The organism is Streptomyces sp. NBC_00425 (assembly GCF_036030735.1).
In the GTDB taxonomy this organism is placed as follows: Bacteria; Actinomycetota; Actinomycetes; order Streptomycetales; family Streptomycetaceae; genus Streptomyces.
The window spans coordinates 1,419,126-1,433,112 of sequence record NZ_CP107928.1 but is presented as its reverse complement, the minus strand read 5'-3'; the positions used below and the strand labels follow the sequence as shown (position 1 = coordinate 1,433,112).

Sequence of the window (13,987 nt, the reverse complement as noted above, 5' to 3'; positions counted from 1 at the left end):
AAGGAACTCACCGCCATGACCGTACGCGTCGGCATCAACGGCTTCGGCCGCATCGGCCGCACCTACCTGCGCGCCGCCCTCGACCGCGCCGACGAGGGCACCCAGGACGTCGAGGTGGTCGCAGTCAACGACATCACCTCACCCGCCACGCTGGCCCATCTCCTGGAGTACGACTCGACCTTCGGGCGCCTCGGACGCGATGTCGAGCACGACGACAGCTCCATCACGGTCGACGGACGGCGCATCGCCGTCACCGCCGAACGCGACCCGGCCGCCCTGCACTGGTCCGACTACGGGGCCGGCGTCGTCATCGAGTCGACCGGCCGGTTCCGGGACCGGGATTCCGCCGCCCTGCACCTCAAGGGCGGAGCGCACACCGTGCTGCTGTCGGCGCCCGGCAAGGGCGTGGACGCCACCATCGTGATGGGCGTGAACGACCGTGCCTATGACCGGCACCGGGACCGGATCGTCTCCGCCGCCTCCTGCACCACCAACTGCGTCGCCCCGATGGTGAAGGTGCTCGACGACGCCTTCGGCGTCGAACGCGGTGTCATGACCACCATCCACGGCTACACCAACGACCAGTCCCTGCTCGACGGCCCGCACAAGGACCTGCGCCGCGCCCGCTCGGCGGCCCTCAGCATCATCCCCACCAGCACGGGAGCCGCCCGCGCCGTGGGCCTGGTGATGCCCGAGCTGGCCGGGGCGCTCGACGGGATCGCGGTCCGGGTGCCGGTGGAGGACGGCTCGCTCACCGACCTCGCCGTCGTCCTCGCCCAGGAGGCGAGCATGGACGAGATCAACGCCGCGTTCCGAGGCGCGGCGGACGGAGCGCTGAACGGCATCCTGCGTGTCTCCACGGCCCCGATCGTGTCCCGGGACGTCATCGGCGACCCCGCCTCCTGCGTCTTCGACCCTGCCCTGACCCAGGTCAACGGCACCCTGGCCAAGGTCTTCGGCTGGTACGACAACGAGTGGGGCTACACCAACCGCCTCCTGGACCTGACGGCCCTCGTGGCAGACGACTGACGCGTCCCGACCGCTCACGGTCACGGCGCAGGCGGGGCCGGTCGGCGGCGGTCCGAGGGCCGAACGGCCCCGGGACGGCCCCCTGCAGCCCATGGGCTCGTCCTGCGCCGCGCCGGACGATCGAGGTATCGAGGTATCTCAAGTCATGGAGGAGACCTGCGATGACGGACGACCTGCTCGATCGGCCCACGGTCCACGCGCTGCTCGCGGACGGCACCACGGTATGCATCCGGCCGGCTCTGCCGGGCGACCGCGAACAGCTCCAGGGGTTCTACGAGGAGATGTCTCCGGACAACCTCCGTCTGCGGTTCTTCGCTGCGAGCCGACGCTCGGCCGCCATGGCCGCCGAGCGGGCCTGTGCCCGGCCTCACCCCGGCTACCGGGCTCTGCTTGCCGAGGCGGACGGACGGGTGATCGGCATCGCCGAGTACGACACCGGCGGGGAGAGGGACGGCGCGGAGATCTCCATCGCCGTGGCCGACGGACTGCACCACCGGGGCGTGGGCACTCTGCTCGTCGAGCACCTGGTCTCCGCGGCGCGGGCGGAGGGGATCACCACCTTCACGGCCGAGGCGCTCAGTGAGAACCACGAGGTGCTCCGCCTCTTCGCCGACCTCGGCCTGCGTACGCCCCTTCGCTTCGAGGGGCCGGAGGTCCGCTGCACCGTCCATCTCGACGAGGACGACACCTACCTGTCGGCCGTGGAGGCCCGGGGCAGGGCCGCCGACGTGGCCAGCCTGGTGCCGCTGTTGCGGCCGGCCGTGGTCGCCGTGGCCGGTGCGGGACGCACGCCCGGCTCGGTGGGCCGGGCGATCCTGCACCATCTGCACTCGGGCGGCTACACCGGCCGGCTCTTCGCGGTGAACCCCGGCGTCACGTCGGTGCTCGGTGTGCCGTCCCATCCGTCGGTCGCGGCCCTGCCCAGGACTCCCGACCTGGTGATCGTGGCCGTTCCGGCCGCCGCGGTCCCGTCCGTCGCCGACGAGTGCGGCCGGGCCGGGGTACGTGCGCTCGTCGTCGTCACCGCCGGCCTCGACCATCAACAGGCGAGGGCACTGCTGACCGCCTGCCGCGCCTACGGCATGCGGCTCGTCGGACCCAACTGCCTCGGCGTCGCTCACACCGAGCCCGGGCTCAGCCTCGACGCGACCTTCGCCGCCGAACACCCCCGCCCCGGTACGGCCGGTGTCGCGGTGCAGTCGGGAGGGGTCGGCATCGCCCTGCTCGACGGACTGTCCCGGCTCGGCATCGGCGTCTCGTCCTTCGCCTCGCTCGGCGACAAGTACGACGTCAGTGGCAACGACATGCTTCAGTGGTGGGAGAGCGACGGCCGCACCGACCTCGCCCTGCTGCACCTGGAGTCCTTCGGCAACCCGCGGGCCTTCTCCCGCACCGCCCGGCGGGTGACCCGCCGCATCCCGGTGCTCACGGTCGACGCCGGCCGCACCGACGCCGGCCGCAGGGCGGCCGCCTCGCACACCGCGGCCGCCGCCACCCGCACCATGACCCGCAGCGCACTGTTCACCCAGGCCGGCATCACCGTGACCCGCTCGGTCGGCGAACTCCTGGAAACGGCGGCCCTGTTCCACTCCCAGCCGCTGCCGGACGGCAGTCGTGTCGCGATCGTCACCAACGCGGGCGGCGCCGGCGTGCTGACCGCCGACGCCTGCGCGGAGGCGGGCCTGTCGCTTCCCCCGTTCACTCCGGCGGCGATCGACGAACTGCTCGCCGTGTTGCCGGACGGGGCCGCCATCGGCAACCCGATCGACGCCACCGCCGCCGTGTCGGAGGCACAGCTCACGGAGTGTGTCGACAGGCTGACCGGGTTCTCCGGCATCGACGCCGTGATCGTGGCCCTCGTTCCCACGGCGGTCGCCGCGGCCACCGGTGACGACCTGGTGCGGGCCGTCACCGCCGCTCCCGGACGGCGGACCCGGCCCGTGCTCGCCGTACGCCTGGAACAGGACAGGTCCGTCCGACTGCTGCCCGCCGCAGACGGTTCCACCGTCCCCTCGTACGCCGAACCGCAGGCAGCGGCTCGCGCGCTGGCTCACGCGGCCGACCGTGCCGCCTGGCTCGCCCGGCCCGTCGGCGCCGTCCCCGGCCTCGACGACATCGAGACCGCGCGGGCCCGCACGGTGGTGGCGGAGTACCTGGCCGCGCACCCCGATGGCGGCTGGCTGGACCCGGGCACGTGCGCCGATCTGCTGGCCTGCTACAGCGTCCCGCAGATCCCCTGGGCCTGGGCCGTGACGGAGGACGAGGCGGTTCTCGCCGCCGAGCGGCTGCGCGGTTTCGACGGCCGGGTGGTCATGAAGGCTCACTGGCCCGGACTGCTGCACAAGTCCCGGCAGCGGGCGATCCACCTTGACCTGCGCGGTGACGTCCAGGTGCGGGCCGCTTTCCGTGACCTGGAGACCCGCTTCGCCGGGCTCATGACCGGTGTGGTCCTGCAACCCCTCGCCGCTCGCGGAACCGAACTCTTCGCCGGCGTCGTCCAGGACGAGGTGTTCGGCCCGCTCGTCCTGTTCGGGCTCGGCGGCACGGCCACCGACGTGCTGGCGGACCACGCGGCCCGGCTTGCCCCGCTCACCGACCGCGACGTGCACGAACTGATCACCGCCCCGCGGTGCGCCCCGCTGCTGCTGGGCGCGGGCGGCCATGCCGCTGCCGACCTCGAAGGACTGGAACAGCTTCTGCTGCGGCTCTCCCGGATGGCGGTCGACCTGCCGCAGCTCGCCGAGGCCGACTTCAACCCCGTCCTGGCGACGCCGGGCGGCGCGACCGTGCTCGACGCGCGGCTACGGCTGCTGCCACGCTGCCCCCAGGACCCCTACCTGCGCCGACTGCGCTGAGGAGGAAACAGCCATGAGGCACGACAAGGTCGGCACCGTGATGACCGCGGACGTCGTCCGCGCCGAGTACGGCGCCCCGTTCAAGGAGGTGGCCCTGCTGCTCGCGACCCACCGGATCAGCGGACTGCCGGTGGTCGACGAGGACGACAAGGTCATCGGGGTCCTGTCCGAAACGGACCTGATCATGCACCAGGCCACCACTCCCGACCCCTACGAGACCAAGCACCGGGCGAGGCTCGCCGAACTGACGCCCGGCGCCAGGCGGCGAGGGGCCGGGCACGCACGGCCGGTGAGCTGATGACGCGGCCACCGGTCACCGTCCACGCCGACGACACCATCGTCCAGGCCGCCCGCGTTATCGCCCTGTGGCACGTGGAACCCGCACCGGACGCATGGAACGCAAGAGCGAGACGGAGATCGCCGTGGCCATGACCGGCCGGATCGACGGGGTGGTCGACGTGGTCGGCAATCTCACCTACCCGCTGGACGACGCTCACCTGCGCACCGAAGAGCAGGCGCAGACGATGCACGGCGTGGCCGACGACTGGCTGCGCCGACTGTGAGAGGAGGCGGACCGCCATGACCGACACCGTGTTGGTCACCTACGGAACGACGAACGGATCGACGGCCCGGATAGCCGGAGCCGTCGCCGACGTCCTGCGCAAGGCCGGGCTGACGGTCGAGGTTCTTCCGGCGCGGGCCGTCACCAGCGTGGCGCCGTACGACGCGGTCGTGGTCGGCGGTGCCCTGTACGCAGGCCGCTGGCACAAGGACGCGCGGCGCTTCGTTCGTCGCCACCGTCGTGCACTCGCGGAGCGCCCGGTGTGGTTCTTCAGCAGCGGACCGCTCGACGCCTCGGCCTCCGAGCGGGACATCCCGCCCGTGCGCGGCGTGCGGCGGGCCATGATCCGACTGGAGGTCCGCGACCACGTCACGTTCGGAGGGTGTCTGGAAGAAGGCGCCAAGGGGCGAGTGGCGGGGATGATCCTCCGCTCCGGAAAGGGCGGTGACTTCCGGGACTTCGGCGCGATCGAGACATGGACCGAAAGCGTGGCCGATGCGCTGACCCAGGGTTAGCGGGCAGGCGGAAGGCGCGCTCAGGCACAGTGGCCCCGGGCCCCCGGTCGGACCGGGGCACCGGGGCCGGCCTCATGGCATCGGCCACGACCGTGGTGGCACGACCGCCACGGGGCGCGTGGCCTCGCTGAGGAGCGACGACACGTGTCAGCCGGTCTAGTGGCCCCACTGCGGCCCCACCAGATCCCATTCCCGGCCCCACTGGTCGATACGGCGCCGGTCGAGCCGCCAGCGGACGACCGCTCCGGTGCCGAACACCAGACCGGCGAGGGAGGCCGCGGCCACGGTGCCGAGGAAGCCCGACTCGATCGTCGCCTCCGTCGTGCTCGGCGGCGCAGCAATGAGGCGGCCTTGGCTGTCCTGCCAGACCGTGATGTGTGCTCCGGCTTTGAGACCCGTGTCCGCCAGCGTTTCATCGGTGCGGGGCGAACCCTCGGGCGTCCGCCAGCTCACGGCCGTCATCCTGCGGTCGACGGTGCCGCCCATGGCGAGGGCGGTGCGTGGCACGTCGTCGAGGAGGACGGCCCGTACCGCCTGCCGGTCGGTTCGTTGACGTGCGAACGTGTCGTCTGCTGCATGGGCCGTGACCAGCCCGGCCACCGTGCCACCCACGGCGACGACGGCCCACACCGCCAACACGATCCACGCCTCGACGATGTCGTCACGCCGCCGTAGCGGGTTGTTCCGCCACCGCCACAGCCGCTTCCTCCTGGTCTCGCTCCTGGTCATCGGTCCGCACCTCCTCGTCGTCGTGGTGACGCTTTTGAAGGTGACAGCCGAGAGCCTGGCGCGACATGGGCCGACCAGGTGTCGGCACGGGGATGCTCGGGACCAACTCCGCCTTTGGACGGGGCCGTTCAGCCCATAGGAAAAAGAGCCCGACACAGGTCTGCCGCGAACGGTTTTGGGCCCGCAGGACGCCCGGGAGCGGCTTCCGCTGCGGGACTTCACCGCACAGCGGCGTCCGGAAGGACTCACGGCCCGGCCCTTCGAGCCGGACCCGCCCATCGCCCTGCTGACGACCGCACACGATCGCCGAGTCGACCCGCTGCGCGCCGGCCAGGCCCTTGAGCGGGTCTGGCTCGTCACGACGGTACGGCCTGCGCGCTTCCGTGACGGATCGGCGGTGGAGTGGGACGACCTGCGTGACACCCTGGTGACCTCCTGTGACGGCAGTGCGCATCCGCAGCTGCTCATACGCCTCGGTCACGGTCCGCAAGGTCCGGCCACACCCCGCCGTGCGGCGGGGCGGGAGATCACCGGGACGCTGGACGCACACCCCCGAGGACCGGACTGACAGCGGGAGACACGGGTCGCGATCGACGCGCCGGTCAGGGTCCGTCCGGCAAGGGAAGACGCGCGGCCGTCGACCTGATCCACCGCGGCGCCTCCGGGTCGCCGTCCGCCGTCCGCCGTCCGCCGTGAAGGGACCGTCCGGCGCGCGAGGTGGGCCGGACGGCCCAAGCGGGTCAGGTGAGGACCAGACAAACTGGATGTGCAGGGCGACTCGGCATACGGACGAAGGGATGGTGAGGAGCGTCATGAAAGGCTTCGTCTTCCACGGCCCCGGGCAGTTCGCCTGGGAGGAGGTCCCGGACCCTGGCATCAAGGAGCCCACTGACGCCATCGTGCGGGTGGGCGCCGTCACCATTTGCGGTACGGACCTGCACATTCTCAAGGGTGACGTGCCCGAGGTGCGTCCGGGGACGGTCCTGGGCCACGAGGCGGTCGGCGAGATCGTCGAGGTCGGCAGCGACGTCCGGACCGTCCGCCCGGGCGACCGTGTGCTGGTCTCCTGCATCAGCGCGTGCGGTCGCTGCCGCTACTGCCGAGAGGGCAGCTACGGCCAGTGCCGGGGCGGCGGGGGCTGGATCCTGGGCCATCTGATCGACGGCGCCCAGGCTGAGTATGTCCGTGTCCCCTTCGCCGACCTGTCGGTGCACGCTCTGCCCAGCGCGGTCGGCAGCAAGGACGCCGTCCTGCTCGCGGACATCTTCCCGACCTCGTACGAGGTGGGCGTGCTCAACGGGCGGGTCCGTCCGGGAGACACCGTCGCCGTCGTCGGAGCCGGGCCCATCGGCCTCGCGGCGATCGCCACCGCGCGCCTGTTCGCACCCGAGAGGATCGTCGCCGTCGACCTGGCCGCGTCCCGGCTGGAGGCGGCCAAACGGCTCGGCGCCGATGCCGTGGCCGATGCCCGCGAGGACCCCGAGCTGCTGATCGCCGATCTCACCGACGGGCTCGGCGCCGACGTCGTCATCGAGGCGGTCGGTGTGCCGGAGAGCTTCGAGATGTGCACCCGCATGGTGCGCCCCGGCGGCCACGTCGCCAACGTCGGCGTGCACGGCAAGCCCGCCACCCTGCACCTGGAAGACCTGTGGATCAAGAACGTGACCATCACCACCGGTCTGGTCGACACCCGCTCCACACCTACCCTGCTGCGCATGGCGGCCGCAGGCCGGCTGCCCACCGCACAGCTGGTCACCCACACCTTCCCCCTGGACCGCATGGAGGAGGCGTACGACGTCTTCGCCCGGGCTGCCGCCACCGGCGCGCTCAAGGTGGTCCTCGGCGAGCAGCCGCACGAGGAGATCGCTGTCCGGGCGGCCTGACGAGAGGACGTGAGAGGTCATGACCGAACAACACACGGCGAAGGCGCCGGAAGAAGCGCCGTCGGGCGATCTGGGCCGCCGGCTCGCCACACGCCGCACCCAGCTCGGACTGACGCGCGAGGAGACGGCCGGCCGGGCAGGCATGGACCCCGGCTACCTGAGGCACCTGGAGGAACATCCCGACGCCTCACCGAGCCACGGCGCGCTGCTCCGACTGGCGGGAGTCCTGGAGACCACCGTCTCGTCACTCACCGGAGGCGACGCCGACCAGCCGCCTGGTCCCGGACTGTCCGGGCACGCACCGAAGTTCACCGAGCTGAGCAGGACCGAGTGCGGCGACCTGCTCTCCACGCACGGCGTGGGGAGGCTCGCGGTCTCCACCGCCGAGGGCCCGGTGATCGTCCCAGTCAACTACAGCGTCATCGAGGGCACGATCGTCTTCAGAACCGCGCGCGGCGCGACGCCGTCGCTGGGGATCGGCGGCAAGGTCGCCTTCGAGATCGACCGCATCGACGACGCGTTCAGCCAGGGCTGGAGCGTGCTGGTGCGGGGCCGCGCACGCATGGTGACGGACGTCGAGGAGGCGGGACGGCTCGCACGCCAGGCGCACAGCACCCCGTGGGCCGGCGGCCGCCGTGACGTGTGGGTGCGCGTCGAACCGTACGCCGTCACGGGACGCCGCATCACGGTCTGAACCGGGTCGTTCTCGGGCCGGCCTTGGACCGACGGTCCCCGGCCGCAGGCTCCTCACGACTTGAGGATGGCCCGGCGCGGCCCGGATTCACCAGGTGAGAGACGAGAAGGCAGATGGACGCCAACGACGGATTCCGCGAACTCGACCGGCAGGAGTGCCTGCGCCTGCTGGCCAAGGTGCCCGTGGGACGCATCGTGTACACCCGGCACGCGCTGCCGGCCGTCCTGCCGGTCAACTTCGCCCTGGACCGCGACGGCGCGGTGCTGATACGCACCTCGGCCGCCTCGGAACTGGTGCGCGCGATCGACGGAGCGGTGGTCGCCTTCGAGGCCGACGAGGTCGACGCGGCCACGCACTCCGGATGGAGCGTCGTGGTCACCGGAGCCGCCGGCCTGATCACCGACCTCGCCGAGCACGAACGGCTGCTGCGCACCGGACCCCGTTCCTGGGTGTCGGCGCCTCGGGAGATCTTCGTACGCATCGATCCGGAGCTGGTCACCGGTCGCGAACTCGCAGCCGGACGCACCCTGCACGGCGTACGCCTGCCCTTCTGAACGGTCCTTGCCACAAGGGCCGTTCGGCGCTCGGTCGGGCCCGCTCGGCTCTGCCGCGGGCCTCGGAGCCCGAGAAGCATCGTCCACGCAGGCCGGTGCCCACGGCACGCGACGCCTCCATCGGGCAGATACCCACGACAGGGGAGGGACGGCCATGACCTCGCGTCACATAGCCGTAGGAGTGAACGGCTCCTTGATCTCAGCACGGGCGTCGGACTGGGCCGCGGCGGAGGCCGAGCGGCACGGCGTCGCCCTTCGTCTGCCGTACGCGGTCCCGGACCGTGCCGAGGCCGAACCGGTCCTTCGTTGCGCAGCGTCGCGGATACGGCGGCGGCATCCGGCCGTCAGGCGAAGCCCGGAGACCAGATCGGGGTGGATACGGACGCCGTGATCCATCCTCTGCGTGCTCCAGGGACGCAGCAAGGCCTGGTAGCGCGCCAGTTCCGGCGGATCGGTGACCAGCCGCGCATAGCCGGTGACGACCACGCCCCGTCCGCCATGGCTGACGGGGTCGATGTCGTCGGCCACGACTGCGCCTTCACCCCGGCGTGCCCGGTGTACCGGGTCAGCGCGGCGTCACCTCGGGTGCGGATGACGATGTCGCCGTCGATCAGGACACGGTTGACCGGACGGATGGTCGGCAGCGCCTGCCGGGTGAAGACGATCCGTCCCAGGGAGACACCGCCCAGGAGCCGCAGCGCCTCCGCGCCCGTCAGCTCGACACTCCGTATCGTCGGGTCGCTCACGGTTCTCTGTCTCCCGCCGCCATGTGTGGTCCGACCATGTGGGCGGAGCGACACCGCGGGGGATCGGTGCCGCTCCTGATGCCACTCTCCCTCGCGCCACACCGTCCCCGCCGGCGGCCGAAGGTCCCCGCCGGCGGGGACGGATGTCCCTTTCACCACGGGCGGGCTAGCGGCGGTGCATGGTCTCCAGTGCAGCAGCCCGCCGCTCAGACCACGGTGGCGGGGAGCCACAGGTCGGGGCCGAAGACCTCGTATCGGATGCGCTGTGCGGGAACCCCGGCGCGCAGCAGCCTGCCGCGCACGTCCCGCATGAAGGGCAGCGGTCCGCACAGGAACACGGTCGCGCCGTCGGGGAGTTCGATACCGCTCAGGTCCATCAGGCCGGTGCGGGCGTCGGGTTCCCGCGCTCCCGGGTGCTCGTACCAGAAGACGGCGTGGGCGTCCGGCAGTTGCGCGACGAGCTCGTGCGTCTCGGCACGCAGGGCATGGTCGGCGGGGGAGTGGTCGGCGTGCAGGACCAGTACCGGGCGGGTCGAGCCGGTGGCCGCGAGGTGGGCCAATATCCCCGTCATGGGGGTGCAGCCGATGCCCGCCGAAACGAGCACGAGCGGCGTGGCGGAGTCCGCCCCGTCGTCGAGGAAGACGTCACCGAAGGGTGCGGACAGCAGCAGTTCTTCCCCTTGACGGACGCCGTCGTACAGCAGGGAGGAGACCTCGCCGTCCGGGCTGGCGGCGTCGCCCCTGACCCGTTTCACGGTGATCCGCCGCAGGTCTCCCCCCGGGGCCGAGGACAGGCTGTACTGGCGCAGTTGGTGTGTTCCGTCGGCCATGCCCACGCGGACGCTCACGTACTGGCCCGCGCGGGCCCGCGGCGCCGGTTCGCCGTCGGCCGGACGGAGCAGGAAGGACACCACGTCGGCGGTCTCGGCACGGCGTTCGACGACCGTCCAGGGCCGCCAGGTCCCACCGGGCCGAACGCCCGCGTCCTGGTAGAGGAGTGCCTCACGACTGATCAGGGCGCCGGCCATCAGCCAGTAGACCTCGTCCCAGGCCGCCGCCACCTCCGCCGTGACCGCGTCGCCGAGGACCTCGGCGATGGCGCCGAACAGATACTTGTGGACGATCGTGTACTGGTCGTCGGTGACGCCGACGGCGGCGTGTTTGTGGGCGATCCGGGACAGCAGCGCGTCCGGCCGCGCTCCGGGACTCTCCAGCAGCGCTCCGGCGAATCCGGCGATCGACGCCGCCAGGGCACGGCGTTGGGCTCCGCTGGCCTGGTTGCCGCGGTTGAACATCCCGTCGAGAAGTTCCGGGCGGTCGTGGAACATCGTGGCGTAGAAGCGGTCGGTGATTTCGTCGAGTGCTCCGCCCACGGCGGGAAGGGTGGCTCGTACGAGGGCGGCGGATTCTGCGGACAGCATGGATTCTCCCGGAAGGGGTGGATGAAGGGAAAGGAAGCCGCGTCGCCTCAGACGGTGGCGTCTTCTGTGTAGCAGCCGCGGGACCGCCTCCAGGCGCTGTGGGGGCCTACGGGCCGAAGCAGGGCCGAAGGTCCCCTCCACTCGGGCGCACCGGCCCCGCGGGGTCCGCTCGCTCGGGGCCGGACGGCCGGGCGGCGGTGACCGGGCGACCCCTGCCACCGCTGCTGCCAGTGCAGGGCGGGAGTGGCGGCGGCGCGTGGACTACGGCTGCTGCGCCGGCTCGACGTCGGGGCGGGGCCGCATACGTCCGTAGTAGGCCGTACGCATCAGTTCCCGCATGTCGTCGAGCATGGGCATCCTCGGGTTGGCGGGCGCGCACTGGTCCTCATAGGCGTTGAGGGCCTGCTGGGGGAGGGCGTCCAGGAAGGTCCTTTCATCGACGCCGAGGGTCTGGAACGTCGGCTCGATGCCCACGGTGTCGCGGAGTCCCTCCACCGCGCGGGCGAGCGACTCGACGCCCTCGGCCGGGGTGGCGGCGGGCAGCCCGAGGGTGCGGGCGATGTCCTGGAAGCGTTCGGGGGCCCGGTAGTTCTCGTACTTGGGCCAGCCGGTGAGTTTCGTGGGGACGGTGCCGTTGTAGCGGATGACGTGCGGCAGCAGCACGGCGTTGGTGCGGCCGTGGGCGATGTGGAAGGTGGCGCCGAGGGTGTGGGACATGGCGTGGACGATGCCGAGGAAGGCGTTGCCGAAGGCCATGCCCGCGAGGGTGCCGGCGTTGTGCATCTTCTCCCGGGCCCGGGGCCGGTTCGCCCGGTCGTTCACGGCGGCTTCGAGGTTGTCGAAGATCAGCCGGATCGCGTGCAGGGCGAGGCCGTCGGTGAAGTCGTTGGCATACACCGACACATACGCCTCGACGGCGTGGGTCAGGGCGTCGAAGCCGCTGTCGGCGGCCAGCGCGTGGGGCAGCGCGGTGGTGAGCAGTGGGTCGACGATGGCCACGCTGGGCGTGAGCGCGTAGTCGGCCAGCGGGTACTTCTTGCCGGTGGCGGGGTCGGAGATGACGGCGAACGGTGTCACCTCCGCGCCGGTGCCGGAGGTCGTCGGGATGCACACCAGCCGGGCGAGCCTGCCCAGCGTCGGGAAGCGGAAGGCGCGTTTGCGGATGTCGGAGAACTTGTGCCGCATGTCGGCGAAGTCGACGTCCTTGCCTTCGGCCTGCTGCTCGTACAACAGCCACATCACCTTGGCCGCGTCCATCGGGGAGCCGCCTCCGAGGGCGATGACGGTGTCCGGGCGGAAGTCGCCCATGAGGCGTGCGCCGTGCCGGACGGAGCCGATGCTGGGCTCGGGTTCCACGTTGTCGATGATCTGGACGGTGACCGGTTCCCGGCGGCGCCGCAGCACGCGCTCGACCCGGTCGACGAGGCCGAGGCGGGTCATCGTCGCGTCGGTGACGACGGTGACGCGGTGGACGTCCGGCATCGAGGCGAGGTAGCGGATGGACTGCGGCTCGAAGTAGATCTTCGGCGGGACCTTGAACCACTGGAGGTTGTTGCGTCGCGCCGTGACGCGCTTGACGTTCAGCAGCTGGGCGGCGGAGACGTTGTTGGACACCGAGGTGCTGCCCCAGGAACCGCACCCCAGCGTCAGCGAGGGCAGCAGGCTGTTGTAGATGCCGCCGATCGCGCCCTGTGAGGACGGGGCGTTGACGATGACCCGCACGGTCTTCATCCGCTTGCCGTACGCCTCCGCCAGTGCCGTGTCTCCGGTGTGGATGACGGCGCTGTGGCCCTGCCCGTGGAAGGCCACCATGTCGGCGGCCAGGTCGAAGCCCCGTTCCGTGGAGCCGGCGCGCAGGACGGCGAGGACCGGGCAGAGTTTCTCGCGGGTGAGTGGCTCGTCGGGCCCGACCCGGCCGGTCTCGACGAGGATGAGCGAGGTGCTGTCGGGCACGGTGAAGCCCGCCTGCTCCGCGATCCAGGCCGGGCTCTGCCCGACGGCCGCCGAGTTGACCTTGGGTTCGCAGCCCGCGCCCGCGGTGTCCGCCCGGCTCGCGGGGAACAGGAACGCCTCCAGCTTCGCCTTCTCCTCGGCGGTGGCCAAGTGGGCGTGCAGGGTGCGGAATTCGGCCAGCGCGGCGTCGTAGATCTCTGCGTCCAGGATGACGGCCTGTTCGGAGGCACAGATCATGCCGTTGTCGAACGCCTTCGACAGCACCAGGTCGTTGACGGCCCGGCGCAGCTCGGCGCTTCGGTGGACATAGGCCGGCACGTTGCCGGCGCCCACGCCCAGGGCGGGCTTGCCGGCCGAATAGGCCGCCTTGACCATGGCGTTGCCGCCGGTGGCCAGGATCAGGGAGACGCCCGGGTGCCGCATCAGGGTGTTGGTGGCTGCCACGGACGGGGTCTCGATCCACTGCACACAGTGCTCGGGCGCACCCGCGGCGACGGCCGCGTCGCGCACGATGCGGGCCGCCTGCGCGGAGCAACGCTGGGCGGACGGGTGGAAGGCGAACACGACCGGGTTGCGGGTCTTCAGCGCCATCAGCGCCTTGAAGACGGTGGTGGAGGTCGGGTTGGTGACGGGCGTGATCGCGCACACCACTCCCACGGGCTCGGCCACCTCGATCATGTCCTCGAGGTCGTCGCGGGCGATGACGCCGACCGTCTTCATCGGGCCCATGCTGTGCGTGACGTGCTCGCAGGCGAACATGTTCTTGGCGGCCTTGTCCTCGAAGACGCCGCGACCGGTCTCCTCCACCGCGAGCATCGCGAGCGCGGTGTGCTGATCGAGGGCGGCGACCGACGCCTTCTTCACGATGTGGTCGACCTGCTCCTGGTCGAGCGCCTCGTAGTCGGCGAGTGCCTTGAGCCCGTTCGTCACCAGCCGGTCCACCGCGATGGCGGTGTCGGACGGCGCGGCGGCGGGGGCGGTGGTCGCGCCGGGTTCGTCGTGGCGGGTCATGGGGGGCGAGCCTCCGTCGTCGAGAGGGTGCCGCC

10 protein-coding genes and 2 pseudogenes are annotated in these 13,987 nt (G+C 71.6%); 8 read left to right on the top strand and 4 right to left on the bottom strand.

The window, feature by feature from the left end:
* Window positions 1–15: 15 nt before the first annotated feature.
* The 4 genes and pseudogenes from gap (at window position 16) to OHS82_RS06210 (ending at window position 4,961) form a co-directional block, all read left to right on the top strand.
* Window positions 16–1,029 carry a type I glyceraldehyde-3-phosphate dehydrogenase gene (gap, locus tag OHS82_RS06230; protein WP_328433448.1) on the top strand — a complete coding sequence of 338 codons (1,014 nt, stop codon included), beginning with the start codon at window positions 16–18 and terminating at the stop codon, window positions 1,027–1,029.
* 161 nt (window positions 1,030–1,190) lie between these two features.
* Complete coding sequence (locus tag OHS82_RS06225; RefSeq protein ID WP_328433447.1) at window positions 1,191–3,884, top strand: bifunctional acetate--CoA ligase family protein/GNAT family N-acetyltransferase; 2,694 nt, start codon at window positions 1,191–1,193, stop codon at window positions 3,882–3,884.
* 13 nt (window positions 3,885–3,897) lie between these two features.
* Window positions 3,898–4,447 (top strand): annotated as a pseudogene (locus tag OHS82_RS43435) (CBS domain-containing protein).
* Between the two features lie 16 nt (window positions 4,448–4,463).
* Window positions 4,464–4,961 (top strand): flavodoxin domain-containing protein, encoded by a 498-nt coding sequence (locus tag OHS82_RS06210; protein WP_057577622.1) that lies wholly within the window; start codon window positions 4,464–4,466, stop codon window positions 4,959–4,961.
* A gap of 156 nt (window positions 4,962–5,117) precedes the next feature.
* Here OHS82_RS06210 and OHS82_RS06205 read toward each other — a convergent pair whose 3' ends face one another.
* Window positions 5,118–5,690 (bottom strand): Rv1733c family protein, encoded by a 573-nt coding sequence (locus tag OHS82_RS06205; protein WP_328433444.1) that lies wholly within the window; start codon window positions 5,688–5,690, stop codon window positions 5,118–5,120.
* Between the two features lie 175 nt (window positions 5,691–5,865).
* Between OHS82_RS06205 and OHS82_RS06200 the strand changes: the two genes are divergently transcribed.
* The 4 genes from OHS82_RS06200 (at window position 5,866) to OHS82_RS06185 (ending at window position 8,821) form a co-directional block, all read left to right on the top strand.
* Window positions 5,866–6,258, top strand: a complete 393-nt coding sequence (locus OHS82_RS06200) for a hypothetical protein (protein WP_328433443.1) — start codon at window positions 5,866–5,868, stop codon at window positions 6,256–6,258.
* A gap of 244 nt (window positions 6,259–6,502) precedes the next feature.
* Complete coding sequence (locus tag OHS82_RS06195) at window positions 6,503–7,573, top strand: zinc-dependent alcohol dehydrogenase family protein (RefSeq protein WP_057577617.1); 1,071 nt, start codon at window positions 6,503–6,505, stop codon at window positions 7,571–7,573.
* A gap of 19 nt (window positions 7,574–7,592) precedes the next feature.
* Entirely contained in the window at window positions 7,593–8,267 is a 675-nt protein-coding gene (locus OHS82_RS06190; RefSeq protein WP_057577614.1) for a helix-turn-helix domain-containing protein, read from the top strand.
* A gap of 113 nt (window positions 8,268–8,380) precedes the next feature.
* Window positions 8,381–8,821: a pyridoxamine 5'-phosphate oxidase family protein gene (locus tag OHS82_RS06185; RefSeq protein WP_057577611.1), complete on the top strand. Its 441-nt coding sequence runs from the start codon at window positions 8,381–8,383 to the stop codon at window positions 8,819–8,821.
* A 339-nt stretch (window positions 8,822–9,160) separates the two neighbouring features.
* Here OHS82_RS06185 and OHS82_RS06180 read toward each other — a convergent pair.
* The 3 genes and pseudogenes from OHS82_RS06180 to adhE form a co-directional block, all read right to left on the bottom strand.
* Window positions 9,161–9,567: pseudogene (locus OHS82_RS06180) on the bottom strand (pyridoxamine 5'-phosphate oxidase family protein); the annotation flags it as partial.
* A 206-nt stretch (window positions 9,568–9,773) separates the two neighbouring features.
* Window positions 9,774–10,988: a globin domain-containing protein gene (locus tag OHS82_RS06175; RefSeq protein ID WP_328433442.1), complete on the bottom strand. Its 1,215-nt coding sequence runs from the start codon at window positions 10,986–10,988 to the stop codon at window positions 9,774–9,776.
* Window positions 10,989–11,249: 261 nt separating this feature from the next.
* The gene (adhE, locus tag OHS82_RS06170) at window positions 11,250–13,952 is read right to left on the bottom strand and encodes a bifunctional acetaldehyde-CoA/alcohol dehydrogenase (protein ID WP_328433441.1); all 2,703 of its coding nucleotides are present in this window, start codon (window positions 13,950–13,952) and stop codon (window positions 11,250–11,252) included.
* Window positions 13,953–13,987 lie beyond the last annotated feature (35 nt).